General features: G+C 48.0%; 17 protein-coding genes. 3 read left to right on the forward strand and 14 right to left on the reverse strand.

The window, feature by feature from the left end; genetic code table 11:
- Nucleotides 1-69: 69 nt before the first annotated feature.
- The 7 genes from ACE04G_RS25735 to ACE04G_RS25765 all read right to left on the reverse strand — a co-directional run bounded on the left by ACE04G_RS25735 (nucleotide 70) and on the right by ACE04G_RS25765 (nucleotide 6,828).
- A complete protein-coding gene (locus ACE04G_RS25735) occupies nucleotides 70-924 on the reverse strand; it encodes a lipoate--protein ligase family protein (RefSeq protein ID WP_449005434.1) in 855 nt (284 codons plus the stop codon).
- Between the two features lie 191 nt (nucleotides 925-1,115).
- A complete protein-coding gene (folE, locus tag ACE04G_RS25740; protein ID WP_036668229.1) occupies nucleotides 1,116-1,709 on the reverse strand; it encodes a GTP cyclohydrolase I FolE in 594 nt (197 codons plus the stop codon).
- A gap of 232 nt (nucleotides 1,710-1,941) precedes the next feature.
- On the reverse strand, nucleotides 1,942-2,205 hold the full coding sequence (locus tag ACE04G_RS25745) for a YneF family protein (protein WP_017690778.1): 264 nt from the start codon (nucleotides 2,203-2,205) through the stop codon (nucleotides 1,942-1,944).
- A 166-nt stretch (nucleotides 2,206-2,371) separates the two neighbouring features.
- Nucleotides 2,372-3,403, reverse strand: coding sequence for an HD-GYP domain-containing protein (locus ACE04G_RS25750; protein ID WP_017690779.1), 1,032 nt, complete (start codon nucleotides 3,401-3,403; stop codon nucleotides 2,372-2,374).
- 15 nt (nucleotides 3,404-3,418) lie between these two features.
- Nucleotides 3,419-5,299, reverse strand: coding sequence for a tRNA epoxyqueuosine(34) reductase QueG (queG, locus tag ACE04G_RS25755; RefSeq protein ID WP_449005435.1), 1,881 nt, complete (start codon nucleotides 5,297-5,299; stop codon nucleotides 3,419-3,421).
- A gap of 171 nt (nucleotides 5,300-5,470) precedes the next feature.
- Nucleotides 5,471-6,055 (reverse strand): signal peptidase I, encoded by a 585-nt coding sequence (gene lepB, locus ACE04G_RS25760; protein ID WP_074096722.1) that lies wholly within the window; start codon nucleotides 6,053-6,055, stop codon nucleotides 5,471-5,473.
- Nucleotides 6,056-6,402: 347 nt separating this feature from the next.
- Nucleotides 6,403-6,828, reverse strand: coding sequence for a GNAT family N-acetyltransferase (locus ACE04G_RS25765; protein WP_017690782.1), 426 nt, complete (start codon nucleotides 6,826-6,828; stop codon nucleotides 6,403-6,405).
- 420 nt (nucleotides 6,829-7,248) lie between these two features.
- Between ACE04G_RS25765 and ACE04G_RS25770 the strand changes: the two genes are divergently transcribed.
- Complete coding sequence (locus ACE04G_RS25770) at nucleotides 7,249-7,860, forward strand: superoxide dismutase (RefSeq protein WP_150364015.1); 612 nt, start codon at nucleotides 7,249-7,251, stop codon at nucleotides 7,858-7,860.
- A 265-nt stretch (nucleotides 7,861-8,125) separates the two neighbouring features.
- Here the strand turns inward: ACE04G_RS25770 and mutY are convergent, their stop codons facing one another.
- Together mutY and acpS are read right to left on the reverse strand one after the other, a co-directional pair.
- Nucleotides 8,126-9,490 (reverse strand): A/G-specific adenine glycosylase, encoded by a 1,365-nt coding sequence (gene mutY, locus ACE04G_RS25775; protein ID WP_449005436.1) that lies wholly within the window; start codon nucleotides 9,488-9,490, stop codon nucleotides 8,126-8,128.
- Between the two features lie 29 nt (nucleotides 9,491-9,519).
- Complete coding sequence (gene acpS, locus ACE04G_RS25780; protein WP_221818677.1) at nucleotides 9,520-9,918, reverse strand: holo-ACP synthase; 399 nt, start codon at nucleotides 9,916-9,918, stop codon at nucleotides 9,520-9,522.
- 250 nt (nucleotides 9,919-10,168) lie between these two features.
- Here acpS and ACE04G_RS25785 point away from each other — a divergent pair, with 250 nt between their 5' ends.
- Nucleotides 10,169-10,984: an alpha/beta fold hydrolase gene (locus tag ACE04G_RS25785; protein ID WP_221818676.1), complete on the forward strand. Its 816-nt coding sequence runs from the start codon at nucleotides 10,169-10,171 to the stop codon at nucleotides 10,982-10,984.
- A 160-nt stretch (nucleotides 10,985-11,144) separates the two neighbouring features.
- On the opposite strand, the gene nadE is transcribed toward ACE04G_RS25785, so the two are convergent.
- The 3 genes from nadE to ACE04G_RS25800 all read right to left on the reverse strand — a co-directional run bounded on the left by nadE (nucleotide 11,145) and on the right by ACE04G_RS25800 (nucleotide 14,445).
- Nucleotides 11,145-11,954: an ammonia-dependent NAD(+) synthetase gene (nadE, locus tag ACE04G_RS25790; protein ID WP_221818675.1), complete on the reverse strand. Its 810-nt coding sequence runs from the start codon at nucleotides 11,952-11,954 to the stop codon at nucleotides 11,145-11,147.
- 139 nt (nucleotides 11,955-12,093) lie between these two features.
- Nucleotides 12,094-12,528 carry a BrxA/BrxB family bacilliredoxin gene (locus tag ACE04G_RS25795; protein ID WP_017690788.1) on the reverse strand — a complete coding sequence of 145 codons (435 nt, stop codon included), beginning with the start codon at nucleotides 12,526-12,528 and terminating at the stop codon, nucleotides 12,094-12,096.
- Nucleotides 12,529-12,750: 222 nt separating this feature from the next.
- Nucleotides 12,751-14,445, reverse strand: coding sequence for a two-component system sensor histidine kinase NtrB (locus ACE04G_RS25800; protein WP_221818674.1), 1,695 nt, complete (start codon nucleotides 14,443-14,445; stop codon nucleotides 12,751-12,753).
- A 195-nt stretch (nucleotides 14,446-14,640) separates the two neighbouring features.
- Here ACE04G_RS25800 and ACE04G_RS25805 point away from each other — a divergent pair, with 195 nt between their 5' ends.
- The gene (locus tag ACE04G_RS25805; RefSeq protein ID WP_449005437.1) at nucleotides 14,641-15,909 is read left to right on the forward strand and encodes a BaiN/RdsA family NAD(P)/FAD-dependent oxidoreductase; all 1,269 of its coding nucleotides are present in this window, start codon (nucleotides 14,641-14,643) and stop codon (nucleotides 15,907-15,909) included.
- A 363-nt stretch (nucleotides 15,910-16,272) separates the two neighbouring features.
- On the opposite strand, the gene ACE04G_RS25810 is transcribed toward ACE04G_RS25805, so the two are convergent.
- Nucleotides 16,273-16,659 carry a hypothetical protein gene (locus ACE04G_RS25810; protein WP_221818672.1) on the reverse strand — a complete coding sequence of 129 codons (387 nt, stop codon included), beginning with the start codon at nucleotides 16,657-16,659 and terminating at the stop codon, nucleotides 16,273-16,275.
- 271 nt (nucleotides 16,660-16,930) lie between these two features.
- A complete protein-coding gene (locus ACE04G_RS25815; RefSeq protein WP_221818671.1) occupies nucleotides 16,931-18,178 on the reverse strand; it encodes an ABC transporter permease in 1,248 nt (415 codons plus the stop codon).

The raw sequence follows: 18,178 nt of genomic DNA on the forward strand, positions 1-18,178 counted from the left end.
CTAACACTCTCCTTCCGAAATCACATCATATCATCTCTATTAACCAATTCCAAGCCCTAGTAAAAAGTGTTAATCGTAGCGCAGCTTCATCTGCTCAGCTGTCAGGCGTACTTCTTCAGAGCCAACGCTAAGCACCCTGCTGGTCTCCGCCTGTGGATAGCGATCTCGCAGTGTTCGAACCAAAGCCGCAGTATATGCCGCAGCCGAAGGTACACCTGCCAATTCTTTCAGACTTGCCATCGTGCCAGGCTGAACATCGGGATATCCTTCACTCGCCCCACCTGCTGCATGCTGATAGAATTGTCGCACATCTGCTGCCAATTGATCACCCTGACCGTCCACGATGATAAATGCAGTAATTATATACGCTTTTGCCTGCCTGCGCTGGGCAATACCACAGAATTTCAGCCCACCTACACTGACATCATAATCTCCCGGGCAAAAAGCACCCTGAACCTCACCAGTTTGCGCCTGATTCGACCACGGCGTTAGCGACTCGGCAATAATCGAAGCCATCTTCCGGAAATCATCATGAATATTGATGACATGTCCGGGATTAGGCAGAATCAGTGACACATTAACTACCCCTGGATTCAAGGGTACTGCCGCTCCACCGGAAGGCCGAACACAGACCGCTGTCCCTTGGCTTCTTATCCGTTCCATCGCTTCTACAGCCTGTGGCAACCTGCGGTCACGCAGACCCGCTACAAAGGCATCTGGGTGCCTCCATATATGTGCAACAGGCAGATGCCCTGCCCCAACCCGCCTGCACATAACTTCTTCCCAAGCAAAAGCTTCGAGTACACTACTACCTTGTCGCATGAGTGGTGTCTCCCAGATTTGCAGACGCAATGTAGCCTGTTGATCTGCCTGTAGACCCTTTTCCGGCTGAACCGGTTGATCTGAATGGGAAGGTACACTCATCGTTCCATTACCTCCGGCTTAACGAATTCATATGTATTCAGTATACAGGAATGACAACGCCATATGTAAATAAGCCGGTTCCCCAGGGAACACGGCTTATTCATATCATATCCTATGGCCTAGAAACTGCTACTTCCAAAACCAAAGGAACTTACTCATCCGGCTTGTCCAGCGAGTGGACATACCTGATCTTAATCTTTCACCAAAGACAAGAACTCCGCACGTTGTGCCGGATTCTCACGGAAAGAACCACGTACAGCAGACGTTACCGTCTTGCTTCCCGGTTTCTTCACGCCGCGGGAACACATGCACAAGTGCTCGCCTTCCACGACGACCATAACTCCATGAGGCTCAACGGCCTCTGTCAGAATGTCAGCGATCTGTGAAGTAATACGTTCCTGAACTTGCAGGCGACGTGTTACTGCTTCCACCAGACGAGCCATTTTGCTCAGACCAACGATCTTGCCGCTTGGTACATATCCAATGTGCACCTTGCCGAAGAACGGCGCCATATGATGCTCACATTGACTGTAGTAGACAATATCCTTGACGATAACCAGTTCTTCGTGATTCTCGTCAAACGTGACACCGAGCACATCGCGCGGGTCTACTTCATATCCACCAAAAATTTCTTCATACATTCGGGTCACACGTGCAGGCGTTTCAAGCAGCCCTTCACGTGTACTATCTTCTCCGATCAATTTCAGGATCTGCTCTACATGATACTCGATCTTTTCCCGATTGTCGGATACTTTTGAATTCAAATAATCTTTAACGCCAGCCACTGCCAAACGCCTCCTTTCGAACCACTACTGTAAGAGGTTGTTCAAAAAGTCCGCTTTTGATTACGAAGGATGCCTAGCGGCATCATCAACGTCGAATATGAAATTCAGCCGAAATGTCCGTTGCTCACGTAGTTCACTACGCTCCGCTACTCCATTTCTAGCTTCATCCCATCTTCTCGGTACTGAAAACCCAACTTTTTGAACACGCACTTTAAGCAGTTATTCCCTGCTATTATTTTCGGCGGCCCGAACTTTTACGCGCAGGATGCTGTTGCGGCTGAGGCATTTTCGCTCCTGGCTGCTGATTCTTCATCATCTGCTGGGCACGCTGCATTTGCTTGCCATTCAGGTTGTAGCCCATTTGCTTCGCCATTTTCTGAAGCATGTCCGGATTGCTTTGCATTTTCTCAAGTTGTTTACGCAAGTAGAACACCCCGATGAAAAATCCCCCGACCAGACCAACAATCAATGTAATAATCGGTATAACAATATCCATCTCTTAGACACCTCTGTATGCATTCTAAAAAGCCTGATAATCCGTGTAAACTTCATGATGTTCGACACATATGTTGCAAGCCTGACACAGACCGGATTTCCTGAAAGTATCATAGCATTTCCGCACGCCTTGAGCAAACGGATTTTCCAGTTGAACCGCACACAAGCTACGTCATGACAGCTTCAATGAAAACGGTTGTATGCTGAGCCAGATCGATTTCAACCACATCCAGAGAATAACGCGTACTTCCGCGCGCCACCCTGATTACAGGTCTGCCGGGCAATCCCCGATGTTGACGCACAATGACTCCAGTCTCTTTGGTGGACAGTCGTACCGCTGTACCATTGGGATACACAGATACACTCTTGTTGAACTCAATCAGAATGTCCCGATCCAGCTTTGTACCAGACAACGCCATCATCTCTTCACAGGCCTCATGTGGCATCAAACTGTCCTTGGATAAACCATTAATGAGATTATCATAGATATTAGCCACACTAACGATTCTCGCAAACAGATGAATGTCACTCCCCTTGATCCCTCTCGGCATGCCTGTACCATCTACATGCTCATGATGTTGCAGGGCTGTATGAGCGACCAACAGACTGAACTCCCGTTTGTTCTTAATCACTTCGAATCCACGCCATGTATGGTGCAGCGAAGAATTCGCAGCAGAGCCACTGCCCGGAGGTTCCCCCACTTTGCCAATATCATGCAATAATGCCCCCACAGCAAGGTCCTTCAGTTGATTATAATTGAGTCCCATATTCAGTCCGATGACCGAAGACAACAAACATACATTCATCGCATGAACATACTGTGCATTGTCTTTGGTACGAATATCGGTGAGCTGCACAAGCATTTCACGCCCGTTCAGTACATCATTCAGCAACTTCTCTATACTGAGGGCAACCTTTCTCGGACTCCAGTCTTTCCCGGATCGAATGGATTCGAGTGTGACACTCATTTCGTTAATTATTGCCCGTTTCGTGGTTTCATCCAGAATGTCTTCTGCATCCACATCTTTATACGCTTCATCCTGGATGTATAACATGGTCACGCCAATACGCTTCAGCGTATTGACCATGTATACGGTGAGCTGGACTCCGGCAGACAGCAGTACCGTGCCGTTACTGGAATATACCGTCTTGCCCAGAAGCTCCCCCGCTTCCACGCTCTCCACGTTTACATACTTCATGAACGTCCCCCGCTCTTACGATAGCTGCTCCAATGCGAGCAATTGCTCCTTGGTTTGCAGACCGCCTACATAACCCACCAGGGTACCGTCTTTACCACTGATACGGTGACAGGGAATAATAATCGGAATCGGATTCTTGCTGATGGCGTCCAGAACTGCACGAACAGCCTTGGGTCTGCCGATGATTTCCGCAACCTGTTGGTGTGATGAGGCCTCTCCATAAGATATATCGGACAGAACTTGCCATACTTGTAGCTGGAATGGTGTTCCAAGCCGATCAAGCTGCAAGTCGAACGTTTTTCTCTCCCCTGCAAAATACTCCTTTAACTGCTTTGCAGCTTCGCTGAGCTTCTCTTCATTCTTCTCATATCGATACTCGCCAATCCAGATGCGGGCCCATTGTTGCAGATGAGCTTCGCGCACGTGGAAGGCGCCAAAATCAATGTGACACAGTCCTTCATCCGTCGCGCATAACGTAAGAGTACCAATCGGTGTCAGTATCTCATCGTAGTATACGGGCTTGCCATGAAGACCCGTAACGGCTGAAGGTTTCCACGCTGCGGCTTCCGGTTTGGCAGGTTGTGCAGACTGCTCACTACCCGGTTCAATCCCAGCTTCCATTTTCAATTCCTGTTGTAACGCTCGTAAGGCATTATTCTCGTTGTTCTGTTCCTCTGGCTGCTTCTCACTCGCTTGCCCAGCCTGTGGCTGTTTGGGTAAGGTCTCGGACGAACTCAGTCGCTCCTCGGCCTTCTGCAGCATGCTTAGTACGTTCCCATCTTGTTCGTTAGCGGCAGCTTCCCCAATTGCTCTCATGGCGTCTTCTCCTCCAATTCTGCTTAACGCCCAAGCTGCGGTTCCCCGCAACTCGGGGCGCGGATCACGTTTTAGTACTTCTGTAAGTTTGGGTACAGCACTTTTGTCTTTGAAATTGCCCAGGGCAATAACGGCGTTGCGTTGAATCGGCTTCTTGCCCCGCCAAGCGGCGGAACTCTGACCGAAACGTTCCTTGAATTCCCGGTTACCAATGTCCAGTAGCGGCAGCAGGAGTGGCTTCACAATCTCCGGATCGGGATGAAACTCAGGATGGTGATCCCAGTTCTTGCCCCGGTTCTTCGGACAGACAATCTGACACGTGTCACAACCGTACAGACGGTTGCCTATTTTCAGCATAAATTCTTCATCCACGAACCCTTTTGTCTGGGTTACAAAAGAAATACAACGCTGTGAATTCAACTGCCCCGGCCCCACCAATGCTCCTGTAGGACAGGCATCAATACATTTTGTACATTCACCGCAGTCTTCGGTCACAGGTGTGTCTGGTTGAAAAGGAATATTCGTTACCAGTTCTCCGAGAAAAATCCATGAACCAAATTTGGGTGATATAATGGCACAGTTTTTGGCGCTAAAACCAATCCCCGCACGCTGGGACACCGCACGATCCACCAGTGCTCCGGTGTCTACCATGCTTTCGATCATGGCCTCAGGTACACGTTCACGTATAAAGTTCACCAGCTTGTCCATCGCAGCACGCAGGACCTGATGATAATCCTGGCCCCAAGCCGAACGGGCAAAAATACCCCGATATGCACCAGGCTCCGATTTCGGCGGATTTACCATTTTGGATGGGTATGCCACAGCTATTGCGATCAGTGAAGCGGGTTCGCCATCTTTTAAGGCAGGGTGCACCCTTTTTTCAATATCCGGCTCTTCAAAACCTGAAGCATACCCCTTATCCCGCGACTGCTCCAGCAGCGACTTCAGGGAAACAAAGGGATCAGCCGAAGCAAATCCGATATCATCAATGCCCAGTCCGGGGCCAGCTGCCTTGATCTCCTGTTTTAACTTCTCCCATACGGAGGCATCCTGTGCTGCCCCGGTCTGTACGCTCGTCATTTCTCTTCCCTCTCTTCTTCCGACACTTATTCCGTAAATAGTGAACGCCCGCCTCACGGTAAGAGGACAGGCGCTAATTTCTATATATGCCTTACATACTTGAATTCAAACGGAACGAGTCTATATGGTTTAACGCAAAATGCAGTCTGAAGTTGTTGTCCTGTCAGCATTTTACAATTTCTTCAATTCAGAAAACGGCCAGAAAATAAATTCAGCCTTGCCTACAATCTGATCGGATGTAATACTGCCAAACACTCGGCTATCCTTACTTTTGCCTTCATGACGATTATCCCCCATCACGAAAAAATGATCCGGCTCCAGTGTGATTGGACCAAAATCCGGGTCCTGCACCTCAATATCGGTGTACGTTTCCGCTTGTTGCTCGCCGTTCACATATAGATGGTGATCCCTAACTTCAATTGTATCTCCCGGAAGTCCAACGATCCGTTTCACCAGAAAATCTTTCTTCTCTACACCTTCACTTGGATCACGAAGTACGATCACATCTGATCGGGAAGGAGTACCCAGATGATATACGATTTTGTTGACGAAAAGGCGATCTCGCTCAACCAGTGTCGGCTGCATGGACTGTCCCTTGACCATCGACAGATTGAACACAAAGAGGTTCAGCAGCATCATAATTACAAAAGCAACAACAATCGTTTTGACCCAGTCCCACAGCTCGACAACCCAGGATTTCCCCGGTTGTTCAGGCTTTGACGGTTCATTTCGTTGCTCGGAAGTCACATGTTCCATTGAATGATTATTGGAATTCAAAGGGACACCTCATTTATTAAATAGTTGAATTAAACTTGTAACCTGTTGACCATACTCCCTTTCAGTCTACTCCATTTGGGAGAGTGAAACAATTGGTTATGAGCACCAATACCCTGGTTATCGTGAATACAGCCGGGATAGTCGTGGTGATTTAAATAAAATTCGGAGACTTTGAAGCATGTTCATAAAATGAGGAAATCAGAGGAATATGACGGGAAGAAAACTCATATAAATAGAAAGGCACATCCCTCACGTTCTTACACGTTAAAGAGATATGCCTAATATGAAATGAAAATCTTTTTTTTATTTCTTTTTAAACATGCAAACTAAGCTTTGGACAAAATACTAAGAGTCTGGAAAGCGCTCATAATCTGATTGGCACCGTAACCCATTGCTTCATATAAAGGCATGGCTACTTTGTTGTGCTCATCACCCGCCACCCATACTTGGCTGACTTTACGCTGCTGGAACCGCTGTTCCATAGCCTCAACAAGTGTTTTGCCGACTCCACGGCGACGATAGTCTGGATGAACCGCAATACGGTAGATACAACCCTGGTTGTGATCAATCGTACCGATCAAAGCGCCTACGAGGTCTCCCTCTTCTTCCGCAACCATGATCAGGTCAGAATCCCATGACAATTGACGGGCAAACGGGCCCATCGTGTTCTCATAACACTCTTCCGATAGTGCAACCTGGAGAAGCTCCGTCATCTGGCTTGCATCACTCAACTGAAAGGAACGAACGTGCATGTCTTAAATCTCCCTTTTCGTTAGCTTAGATGAGGTTTTTTATAAAAAGGGAATCCCTTTTTACCAAAAACCCAATGTTCATATAATGACAAAAAACGAGAAAATACCGCTTCTTCGTCAATTAAACCATACTTTTCTCCATAAAACACGCATTTTCTTTTGAAAGCGCTTAATTGTAACCGTTTACATACGAATATTAAACTTTACATCCATTTCAACGCCCAAAAACACATAAATAGTTGCATAAAGGGTAAAATATGTTTGTTATCTCTGGCCCATCATTAGATTAACGCCTCGGGGGACTTAATAAACAAAAATGTTGCTTAATTAGCCCGAATGCGGTTTAATAATAGTGGCAAGGGTATTATTACATATGTACCTGTTTTCAAAAAAACCTAAAATCTCAGGAGGTATTTCATTATGGCTTTTCAATTACCGGCACTTCCTTACGCTAACGACGCACTGGAACCACATATCGATGCACAAACGATGGAAATCCACCACGATCGCCATCACAATACTTATGTAACCAACTTGAACGCAGCTCTGGAAAGTGCTCCTGAACTGCAAGAAAAAAGTTTGGAAGATCTGATTGCTAACCTTGACAGCGTACCTGAAGGCATCCGCACAGCGGTTCGCAACAATGGTGGTGGACATGCTAACCACAGCCTGTTCTGGGAAATCATCGGACCTAACGGCGGCGGCGCTCCTACAGGCGATATCGCAGCAGCAATCGATAGCGAACTGGGTGGCTTTGATAAATTCAAAGAAGATTTCGCTAAAGCAGCTACAACTCGCTTCGGTTCCGGCTGGGCTTGGCTCGTAGTTGGCAAAGATGGCAAGTTGTCCATCACTAGCACACCTAACCAAGACAGCCCTCTCTTCGAAGGTCTGACTCCGGTTCTGGGTCTGGATGTATGGGAGCACGCTTACTACCTGAAATATCAAAACAAACGTCCTGATTACATCGGTGCTTTCTGGAATGTAATCAACTGGGATGAAGTGAACAAACGTTACGCTTCTGCAAAATAAGACTGTTAGCATGCAACAGTTAACATAAAAGAGAGCCTGATTCGGTCATCGTGACCGTAATCAGGCTCTCTTTTTGCTACCACTATAGTTATAGTAATGGGTGGTTTGTTTCTAACGAACCCAGGATACGCTATCGCTCCATATTTCATCGTATCGCGAACCTAACGAATCTCAGAGTAGCTATTTCCCCAAATACGGGCTTTGATGCGCAATTTTGGGTTGATTTGGCTATGATAACGTCACTCAGGTTCGTTAGCTCCCCCATTCAATCATTCACTTGATCATAAGCTCCCGCAAAATAACTGCTGATCAGCTTCAGAAATATGTTGGGGAATGCCATCTTGTCCATATCTTCCGGACTGATCCAGCGGTAGGTCAAGCCATCGCCTTTACCAGTCAGTGTAGGAGTGCTCAGCGCTAGGTCACTAACATCAGATGGTGCCAACATCTCTCCATCGTTAAGCGATGTTGCGATGTTCTTCGCACTAGGCGTGCCTGGCTCCGATGAATGCGTTGTGTCTGACTCAGGTGACACAGCTAATGATGAGGCTGTGTCATCCATTGTTGCCGCCTGTGCATCGTAGGCGGCTCTGGCTTCCGCTGCGATCAGCGGAAGCTCACTGCTCTGGTCCTGCTCGGTACACTTGTACACCTGCAGGCTCCAGACAATGTGGCTGAACACATGCTCCGCATGGGTAGCCAGCCCTTCCGGGCGGGCAGCGAAGCCTTCCGCCCACAGACTGCCGGCCAGCAATGCCATGGCCGGCTCATCCGCCAGCGGCGCCGCCTTCTTGCTGGCTGCGGCGGGCGCCGCGAGCACATGCGGCAGCTCCCACATGCGGGCCAACAGGCCCGTGTCTGGGCGCTGGCGCACAAGCACTTGGCCGCGATGAGCACCGCGGCCCTCCACAATCGCGACCAGCCGCTGCTCAGGGCGCGGCGGCTTCGCCTTGGTCTTGACCGGCAGTGTAAGCTCTCTTCCGGCGATGCGGCCGGAACATTGCTCCATGACCGGGCAAGTCAGGCAGTGCGGCGCTTTGGGTGTACACACCAGCGCACCAAGCTCCATCAGCGCCTGATTGAAATCACGCGCCCGCCCTTCCGGAATGAGCTCTCCTGCGAGCTCTTCCATCAACACCCGGGTGCTGCCCTTCATAATGTCCTCATCAATGAGGAAGTATCGGGACAGTACCCGCATGACATTGCCATCTACCGCAGGCTGCGGCTGGTTGAAGGCAATACTGAGAATGGCCCCGGCAGTATACGGGCCCACCCCTTTTAATGCAAAGACAGCCGGCTTGTCCTGCGGCATCTCGCCTCCGTGCAGTTCCATGACTTGTCTGGCGGCTGCCTGAAGATTACGTGCACGGGAGTAATAACCGAGTCCCTCCCAATTTTTCAACACATCCTCTTCCGGTGCTTCCGCCAATGCCTGCACGGTCGGGAAATTCCCGATAAAACGATTGAAATACGGAATTACCGTATCGACCCGAGTCTGCTGAAGCATAATCTCCGATACCCATGTGAAATACGGATTGTTGTGGCGACGCCACGGCAAATCCCGTCGGTTGATCATATACCAGTCCAGCAAATTCACGCTGAAATGTTGTTTCTGTTCCTGTAAACCCATATTTCCGTCCTCTCCTATTGCCAAGCTAACTACTTTTCCATCTGCTCCACGATCGCAAAGGCCGCTGCCAATTCCGTCTGATGTGTAATACTCAAATGAATGTCATATTGCTTATCATATGGCAGCTGCAGACGTTCCCAGGCTTGACTGGACAGCGAGGCCACGGGACGTCCTGTCCCATCCGGCAGCACCTCAATGTCAATGAAACCCATAACGCCACCAATACCGCAGCCAAATGCCTTGGACACCGCTTCTTTCGCTGCAAATCGACCGGATACAAACTCCGTCATCCGCTTCCCTCGACGAACCACAATCTCCCGCTCTGCTGGCGTTAAAATTCGTTTTATGAAAGCTTCCGCATGGCGACCAGACAACAGCTTCCGCATACGTCCAATCTCCAGCACATCATTACCAATGCCATATATCATCAACGCTTCACCCGCTTAATCTTTTATACTGTAAGAGGTTATTCAAAAAGTCCCATCTTCTCGGTACTGAAAACCGCTCTTTTTGAACCTTCATTGTAAAAGATCTCCATTCGATCACATGATCCGTAACTCTCCGAACACGTATTCTATTGTAGCAGGAGGGGCGATCAGAAGCGAGTACCTATCCGCATTACCATATATGCTAAAATATGAATCAGGAATCGTCTGAAATTCTGAGGAGGTCTGAATCATGCCCATAACTTTTGAATTGCCCACTGACGTAGATGCGATCATTCGCGGGGACTTTTTCCCTGCACAACAACCCGCTCAAGGTGTCATCGTTCTGTCTCACGGATACAAAGGCTTCAAAGACTGGGGCATGTTCCCCTATGCAGCTTCACAGCTAAGTCAGACGCATCATGTGCTGACCTTTAATTTCTCTCACAACGGTATCGGCGAATATCTGGAGCAATTCTCTGAACTTGAAAAGTTCGCAGTGAATACCTACAGCCGGGAGCTTGCCGATCTGGCCCTGGTACTGGAACATGTGGCTACACAACCTGAACTCACAGGACTTCCTGTATACCTGGTTGGCCATAGCCGTGGTGCGGGCGTAAGTCTCGTCCATGCACTGGATCATCCCGAACAGCTGGAAGGTGTCGTCTCCTGGAATGGTATAACCAACCTGGATCTTTTTACAGCGGAGCAAAAAGAAGAAATGCGTACACATGGCCGCAGCCATGTCGTTAACGGACGAACAGGCCAGCAGATGCCACTGGACGTGGCTATTCTGGAAGACCTGGACAAGCATAGCGAACGTTACGCTATCATTGACCGCTTGGCTTCTTCACCTGTGCGAGTTGCACTCATTCAGGGAACAGAAGATCCACAGCGTCTGCGTGACGGTTCTGCCACACTGGTTCAATCCCGCCCTGATATCCCATGGCACCAGATTCCTGACGGGAATCATACCTTTAATACCGTACATCCATTTAAAGAAACCACTCCGCAACTGGAGCAAGCCATCACCCTAACCCTACAACAAATCAAAGACTGGAATAGCTAACTCATCTTTAAGATAGTAATCACCTGGATTTCTGCGGTTTCTCGTTCCACATAACAAAAAGAGTCACTGCGTGAGCAGTGACTCTTTTTGCATTCCCTAAAGGGACGTTATTTCAATGTTGGTGTTAACAGCTTATAACCAGCATGCTTTTCCACCCGTATTAGATACCAGGAATGGCATTGCGTTTGTGATGTGTGCGCTTGTAGAACGCTTCGAGGCGCTCTTGTGCAGCCGGATCGATCTGTTTGCCTTCGAGATAGTCACTGTTCGCTTCATACGAAATTCCCAGCTCATCTTCGTCCGTCTGACCTTCCCACAGTCCTGCCGATGGTGCTTTGTCCAAAATAGCCTGTGGCACATTCAGATATGCTGCCAGCTGGCGTACCTGACGTTTGTTCAGAGTGCTCAGTGGTGTGATATCCACAGCACCGTCGCCCCATTTGGTATAGAAACCCGTGATGGCTTCGGACGCATGATCCGTACCTACAACAAGCAGGTTCTCTTCAAACGAAAGCGCATATTGCATAACCATACGAGTTCTCGCCTTGACATTACCTTTGCCTTGGTGAGTCATATGGCGTGGGCTTCCCAAGGATTTGAAACCTTGCTCCACTTCCAGCGCAATCTCGTTCACTGCATCTTCGATATTGGTTTCCACGACATGCTTCAGATCGTATGCTTTGGCTACAGCGTAGCTGTGGTCGATATCGGATTGTTCACCATAAGGTTGGAACACACCAAGCGTTTTGTACTCTTGGTTGTTCTCTTGCGTAAGCTCGTCCGTCGCTTTTTTGCAAAGCGCCGTAGCCACTGCACTGTCAATACCGCCGCTGATCGCGATCAGCAAACCCTTGGCACCCGCATTTTTCACATACGTCTTCAGAAAATCAACACGCTTGCGTACTTCCTCTTCTTCATTAATGCTTGGTTTAACCTTCAATTCAGCGATGATCTGTTGTTGCAAACTCATCGTTCACACACCCCGTTTCTAAATGAATGAAATTTGATGTCCAGCTTGAAAGGTCCGAATGGTTCAATAACCTTATCTATCCAAAATGAAACGCCCCGGCATCGGTGATCCGAAGGGCGGGGCGTTCTATTGGAGCGAATTAACGGCAGTAACGGTCAAATGCACTTTTGAGATCTGCCGCAATATCCTCTGCAGAACGGTCTTCCACTTGATGACGCTCGATAAAGTGAACGAGTTCGCCGTCTTTCATCAGAGCGATGGACGGTGAAGATGGAGGATACGGTGCAAAGAATTCACGTGCTTTTGCAGTTGCTTCTTTGTCCTGACCAGCAAATACAGTGTACAGGTGATCCGGTGTAATATCGTGCTGCAGTGCTTGGGACACACCTGGGCGACATTGACCTGCGGCACATCCGCATACAGAGTTAATGACAACCAGCGCTGTTCCTTTTGCATCAGGAAGACTTGCTTCCACTTCTTCAGGAGTACGCAACTCCTGGATTCCTAGACGAGTTAAATCATCCCGCATCGGTTGAACCATATCTTTCATGTATTGATCAAATGACATCGACATTCGGTTTCACTCCTTATAAATGGTTGTTCTATGATCTCGATAAAATTAAAGGCCAATAAACTCTCCAAAACAACGTTACATTCATATCGAACATTATGGATGTAATGATGTGCTATTCCTATTATACATCCATAAGCAATGAAAGCAAGATTCAGAAACCGCCTGCGGAAAGGCTTCTTCCATAATATTATGTCTCAATGTCTGGCAAAATATGCTGAATGACTAACGTTCAAATGCCACTTTGAAGGTCGTGCCCTGGCCTTCCTCCGATTCCACAGTAATGGTTCCATTATGTCGTTCCACAATACTTAGGCACATGGACAATCCAAGTCCGGTTCCCTTGGCTTTTGTGGTATAGAAAGGTTCAAACAGCTTTTCCTTCTTCACTCTGGGTAGACCAGGCCCTGTGTCACGTACACACAGTTCCACTTTGTCATCGACTATCCGCGTCTCCAGCGTAAGCACACCCTTCTCATTCATGGCTTCCATCCCGTTACGGGCCAGATTGAGTACCACCTGTTTGATTTCCTTTGGATTAAGGTGCAACTTCGGTACATTATGGTCCAGCATGAGTTCAATACTCTGACCACGCAGGTTCGCATCGGCCCACAACAATGGACTGAGTTCATGAATGATATCATGCAGCTGGGATTCCTCTTTTTCCGCAATCCGATCCTGGGCCAGCGATAGAAAATCATTAATGATACTATTCGCCCGGTCCAGCTCTTCCAGAACGATCCGGTAATAGTGATCGAGGGAGTCAGGACTCTTTTCCTGCATGAGTTGAAGAAAACCCCGCACAACCGCCATTGGATTACGCACCTCATGCGTAATGCTTGCAGCCATCTGCCCCACCAGACTGAGACGATCCACATTATCCAGTTCACTTCGCAACATCTCAAGCTCCGTGATATCCTGAATGATCAGCATGGCTCCTGTAACTTCACTCGCAGACTCTGTTGAAAAGGCATAAATCGGTACGGTTCGGGACTGAAATACGTGTGCACCGTAACGAACAGTCAACCCACTAATCTCACCATGAACGATGGCTCTGCGAATGCTTTTATCCATCTTGTCCGCCTGACCTTGTTCAACAAATTGACTGGCAGGCTGTCCAATGAGATCAGGCGTGGACGTACATGGTAGCTGCTCCCTTGCGGTTTGCTCCATCATCTCATTGACAAATATCACTGTGCCTTGTTTATCTACGGTGGCAATAGAGAGAGGCACTGCGTTCAGAATCTGATGAAGTTTCTCCGTTTCGGCTATGTATCGATGGTGGACTTCCGAGAGATGCTGCTCCAGCCCGCGATAGTGCTTCATCCGTTCCAGCCATAGCAGACTCAGACTACCCGCAACAATGGCTCCAGTGGTATACCCAAGTGCTGTAAGTATTATGTAGGTCGCAGAGTACGTGGATTCATTCTGGAGGGATGCGATCCATAACAAACTCGTTACAACCAGTTCCATTGTAATCAGGATGATGAGGATCGTCATTTTGCGCGAAGGTGTATTATGCTTGAATCGTTTGGCAGACAACCATACAATAGGATAGAGAAGAATACCCGTATGAAGGAGAAATCCGTACAGATCATAGGAATGCGCAAAAAGGAAATAGAAGAGAATATGTAGTATGGACAGCGTTAAGCCTATAACGGACTTACAATACAAAATAACAAGTATTACAGGTACGATGCTTAGTGATATGGGTACAGCCAATGGACTCCCGTGAAGCGCGAACAGCAAACACAATAGCATACTCGCGACACTCGTCACAGCAAAAACGGTCTGCATCATTCCGGCATGTTCCAGCTTGGCCACAGCCCGCTTAGAGAGCCCCAGATGTAATAAGGGAATCAGGTATACCGCCGACCCCGCCAGCAGTACTTGTAAAAGAATGTCCTTTAACGCAACCACAATGCCATCTCCTCCTCTGCCTGCACATTCCCTCATGTATTTCTGATTAAAACATAGGCGACAGTATATTACAATATATCCCTTGAGACTCCATAATAGAACTACTCATAACTCCATTATATTTCAGAAAAAGCCAGGAGTAGACACGGTTTATGTAAAACAGACAAAATCAATGAAAAAAGAGGGTAATAACATATGTATGATGTCATTGTAATTGGTGGTGGATCTGCGGGCCTGATGGCTTGCGTTGCTGCTGCCGAGCATGGAGCCTCTGTGCTTCTGCTGGATAAAGGAGATCAACTGGGTCGTAAACTCGGCATCTCTGGCGGAGGTCGATGCAATGTAACCAATGCCAAGGAAACGGATGAACTCATCCGACATATTCCGGGTAATGGACGCTTTTTATATAGTTCGTTTCAAAATCTGGACAACCAGGGAATCATGCGTTTCTTCGAAAATCTCGGAATTGCCCTGAAAGAAGAAGACAACGGCAGAATGTTCCCTGTAACTGATAAAGCGAAAACAGTCGTGGATGCGCTGGTAGGAAAGATTGTTTCCCTCGGCGTTGAGATTCGCACCAAAGAACCGGTCAAGGAAATTATTCAGAACGGTCAGCAGGTACAGGGTGTTAAATTGATATCAGGTAAAACCATTCTTGGGCGCTCTGTCATCATCGCTACCGGCGGCAAATCCGTACCCCAAACCGGATCAACCGGAGACGGTTATCCCTGGGCTGAGGCTGCGGGTCACACCATTACAGAGTTATATCCAACCGAAGTGCCCATTGTGTCTGGGGAGAGTTGGATTCAATCCAAAGAACTGCAAGGTTTGTCTTTGAGGGATATCGCTCTATCCGTAGTGGATGCCAAAGGAAAAACGGTCATCTCCCATCGCGGGGATATGATCTTCACGCATTTTGGAGTATCCGGACCCGTCGCACTGCGTTGCAGCCAATTTCTCCGCAAGGTTCAGATGAAGTCTGGAAACCCACAGGTCATTATGAGCATTGATCTGTTCCCAGAGCTGTCCTTGGGTGCATTGGAAGCACAGGTGCAACAGGTATTGGAACAAGAATCCCGCAAGGCTGTCAAAAACATTTTAAAAACATGGGTTCCTGAACGCATGATTCCCTTAATGATGAAACGGGCAGAGATCAGCGATGACCTTACGTTCCACCATTTTCCCAAAGGTATGTTAAGCGACTTGTGTGGGCTAATGAAAGCTTTTACCTTCCGTGCAGACGGAACGAGATCGCTCAAAGAAGCCTTTGTTACTGGGGGAGGAATCCACTTAAAGGAGATATACCCAAAAACAATGGAATCCAAGCTGCTGCCTGGACTATTCTTCTGCGGTGAAGTTTTGGATATTCACGGCTACACCGGAGGGTATAATATCACTGCTGCTTTCTCCACGGGATATACGGCTGGCATGCATGCGGCTGAATATAAACACGGTACATCATAATAGAGGTTGTTCAAAAAGTCCGCTTTTGATTACGAATCATGCCTAATGGCATCATCAGCATCGAATATGAAATTCAGCCGAAATAGGTTGATGCTTACGAAGTATGTTTCCTTCAGAAACATTTTAGTTGCTCACGTAGTTTTCCTACGCTCCGCTACTCCATTTCTATCTTCATTCCATTTTCTCGGTACTGAAAACCGAACTTTTTGAACTCTCATTACTAGGTATTACACCTTTTAACCCGATAATGAATTAGCTCAGATGCCAAAAACCCCGATATCCACTATCTGTGGAGTATCGGGGTTTTTGGGCATTGTTCCATTTTAGAAAAATGACTCGAACTGCTCTTAGCTTGTGATACTTCTATGCTTTGACGCTGCCTGAGAATCCATCAGCCGAGTCATCGTATGCTGGGTCATCGCTATAATTATGTGCACCTTGCTCAGCCTGACTCCCCTGGTTTCCACTCGCATAACCCTCATTCCAGTCCTCATTCACGAGATGAGCCGGAATTGAGATATTCTGAAACTGATCCAGCTCTTCCGTTTGAGATGCAAATACGGCACTTCCTCCATGAGACTGTACAATCTCTACGGCTGACTGAGGATCCTGGCGATCTGTAGGGATGTACAATTCCAGCGGACCAGACTGATAAGGCTTATACCCTAATTCCTCCAAGGTTGCCCGTGCTGCATTCAACGCTGAACCGTCTGAGAAATGCACCTGTAGTTCGCTATTATCCATCATCATCTCTTCCTCCTTGCTACAGCTAATCTCTCATCATCCAGGGATGAGCTTCTTCTTCTATAGCATGGGCAGATATAGCGCGTCATATGCTCGGAAATACAAAGGAATTCTTTTAGGGCGTGTCTGAAAACTCCGAAGGAATCAGATTTTGCCGAATTTTCGTTCCAAGCAAGGAAGTTTTCCGAAGGCGTGCCGGGGCACGTCAAGGGAAAGTGACACAGCATGGGGCGAAAAGGCGGTAAAGATGAACTTCAGCGAGTTTTTGAGACACGTCCTAGGCTCGAGTAAGTCGAACCCATCCGGCAATAGATAAGACACAAAGTCCGAAGGCCACCGCACCTGCAGCTGTCAGAATACCGACGATCCAGCCGAGCCAGGCCAATCCCAGCGTGAATCCCATAAGAATACCAATGGGGACAAACAACATCCGAACCATCATTGAACCTGCAAGATGCAGCGCCTCCGAGTCATATGTTATAAGCTGAACATAGTCGGACGTGGCAAAAACATCCCAGGAACGATAAAACATCACCGTCAACATGATGATTAATAACGCACACACGATGATATTGACCGGAAAAGGTGGCAATGCAACAGCTGCGATGGATAGTCCTCCAAGCTGCAGATACAATTTCATCGTGGCCGAGTTCCGGAAAAATGCCTTGAATGCAATCTCCGCTGTCCGATTCGCGATAGAACGATTGCGTAACAGTTTACGCGGTTTCCGGAAAATGATGGATCGTGTTCGTGGGGCTTTCGGCTTGCTCACCGCCCGACTTAACATTAGAGCTGTAAGTTGCAGCCTGCTCCGCAGATCCTCCCGCAGATCCCCTTCAAACGTTCCCTTCATCAACAGCCTCATCTGTCCAACTGTAATTAGAAGAAGCATGATAATTACGATTCCAAAACTGATTTTCCACGTCTGTCCATGCATCCATGATGTCGCATGAATGGTCATGTAACCCATGCCAATGACGAGAGGGATCATCTGAATCCAGCGTCGCCATCCTGTATGTCGGACCTTTGTCATATGTAGTGTTATGGCTTGGAATGAAGCTACTGCACCAAACCAGACAGCCATAAGTGTAATCTGGAGATTCGACATCTCATAGACATGGGACCATAGGGGAGCAGTCAGCGCTGTAATCAGGATCATTTTGCCCAGATGTTGCAGACAGGACCGGTAGAGTCCTTGCCTCATTAACGTGCGCATCCACAACGGCCTTGATTTCAAAAATAATACATCCGCTTCCTCCACAAATATCAACACACCACCGGTAAGCATAACGACGTCAATCAGCCCAGTCAGTACGGGGAGCGGTAATCCTGTCGCCCATGCAGGCAGTGGTTTGGTCCACAGACTCGTGTACCATCCAATCAGATAGAGCAGACCCGGAACAAGCAAATATACCCATACGGTCCAATCCACGACGAGTCTGAGATTTTTCATCTGTTCCCTGAAATGTTCTTTGCGTCTTCGTCTGTATAAACGAAGTGGGGTATAACGCTGGGAAGTCTCCAT

Source organism: Paenibacillus sp. AGC31 (assembly GCF_057334655.1).

Excerpts from the sequence above, each read along its gene's own strand:
- queG (WP_449005435.1), bottom strand. The coding sequence starts at position 5,299 with ATGACGAGCGTACAGACCGGGGCAGCACAGGATGCCTCCGTATGGGAG.
- ACE04G_RS25810 (WP_221818672.1), bottom strand. The coding sequence starts at position 16,659 with ATGATGATGGATAATAGCGAACTACAGGTGCATTTCTCAGACGGTTCA.
- nadE (WP_221818675.1), bottom strand. The coding sequence starts at position 11,954 with ATGAGTTTGCAACAACAGATCATCGCTGAATTGAAGGTTAAACCAAGC.
- ACE04G_RS25795 (WP_017690788.1), bottom strand. The coding sequence starts at position 12,528 with ATGTCGATGTCATTTGATCAATACATGAAAGATATGGTTCAACCGATG.
- acpS (WP_221818677.1), bottom strand. The coding sequence starts at position 9,918 with ATGATATATGGCATTGGTAATGATGTGCTGGAGATTGGACGTATGCGG.
- mutY (WP_449005436.1), bottom strand. The coding sequence starts at position 9,490 with ATGGGTTTACAGGAACAGAAACAACATTTCAGCGTGAATTTGCTGGAC.
- ACE04G_RS25765 (WP_017690782.1), bottom strand. The coding sequence starts at position 6,828 with ATGCACGTTCGTTCCTTTCAGTTGAGTGATGCAAGCCAGATGACGGAG.
- ACE04G_RS25745 (WP_017690778.1), bottom strand. The coding sequence starts at position 2,205 with ATGGATATTGTTATACCGATTATTACATTGATTGTTGGTCTGGTCGGG.
- ACE04G_RS25805 (WP_449005437.1), top strand. The coding sequence starts at position 14,641 with ATGTATGATGTCATTGTAATTGGTGGTGGATCTGCGGGCCTGATGGCT.
- ACE04G_RS25770 (WP_150364015.1), top strand. The coding sequence starts at position 7,249 with ATGGCTTTTCAATTACCGGCACTTCCTTACGCTAACGACGCACTGGAA.
- ACE04G_RS25735 (WP_449005434.1), bottom strand. The coding sequence starts at position 924 with ATGAGTGTACCTTCCCATTCAGATCAACCGGTTCAGCCGGAAAAGGGT.
- ACE04G_RS25750 (WP_017690779.1), bottom strand. The coding sequence starts at position 3,403 with ATGAAGTATGTAAACGTGGAGAGCGTGGAAGCGGGGGAGCTTCTGGGC.
- ACE04G_RS25815 (WP_221818671.1), bottom strand. The coding sequence starts at position 18,178 with ATGGAGACTTCCCAGCGTTATACCCCACTTCGTTTATACAGACGAAGA.
- lepB (WP_074096722.1), bottom strand. The coding sequence starts at position 6,055 with ATGGAACATGTGACTTCCGAGCAACGAAATGAACCGTCAAAGCCTGAA.
- ACE04G_RS25785 (WP_221818676.1), top strand. The coding sequence starts at position 10,169 with ATGCCCATAACTTTTGAATTGCCCACTGACGTAGATGCGATCATTCGC.